The sequence below is a fragment of the Mesorhizobium sp. M7A.F.Ca.US.005.03.2.1 genome (assembly GCF_003997795.1).
GTDB classification, from domain to species: domain Bacteria; phylum Pseudomonadota; class Alphaproteobacteria; order Rhizobiales; family Rhizobiaceae; genus Mesorhizobium; species Mesorhizobium ciceri.
In genome coordinates this window covers 1-811 of the sequence record NZ_RZRP01001428.1, presented here as the reverse complement: position 1 = coordinate 811, position 811 = coordinate 1, and the positions used below count along the sequence as shown (strand labels likewise).

Annotated in this window: 1 protein-coding gene; it reads right to left on the bottom strand. The window is 62.3% G+C overall.

Going from position 1 to position 811, the window contains the following annotated elements:
- On the bottom strand, window positions 1–753 hold a 753-nt coding region (locus tag EN991_RS38270), incomplete at its 3' end, for an SDR family oxidoreductase (protein WP_127370632.1).
- Window positions 754–811 lie beyond the last annotated feature (58 nt).

Below are 811 nucleotides of genomic sequence, written 5' to 3'. Positions count from 1 at the left end.
AGTGCCGACAACGTAATCGGACTCGTCCGACGCCAGCCAGACGGCCGCCCGCGCGATGTCTTCCGGCAGACCGATCCGCCCATATGGAATCAACGTCAGCAAGCTCTTGAGCGCTTCGGGCGTGTCCCAGGCGGAGGTGTTGATGGGCGTTCGTATCGCGCCCGGCGCGATGGCGTTGACGCGAATGCGCTTGGGCGCAAGCTCCTGCGCCATGCTTTCCATGAGCAGCTTGATGCCGCCTTTCGAGGTGGCGTAGTTCGCGTGGCCCGCCCACGGGATTTCCTGATGCACGGAACTCATGCAGATGATCTTGCCGGCCGCGCGCGAGACGGACGGCACCACGCCGCGCCGCAGGAATTCGCGTGTTGCCGCCTGGGCGCAGAGGAACTGGCCGGTCAGGTTGACGCCGAGAACCTTGGCCCAGTTCGCAAGCGGCATGTCGGCGAAAGCCGAGTCGCGTTGCAGGCCGGCATTGGCGACAAGAATGTCGATAGTGCCGAACTCGTGCACGGCGCGCGAGAACATGTCGCCAACCTCATCTTCCATGGAGACATCGGCCTTGTGGGCGAGCGCATTGCTGCCGGCCCGATGGATCTGGTCTACCACTGCATTGGCGGCGTCCTCGTTCTCGACGTAGTTCACCACGACATCGGCGCCTGCCCGACCGAGAGCGATTGCGACGCTCTCGCCGATCCCTGAGTTGGCTCCGGTTACGATGGCTTTCTGCCGCACCAAAGGTTTGTGATCGGGCATGAAGAACTCATCAGGAAAGGAAATGATCTAAAAACCGTAATTGTTGCCACCGCTGGGT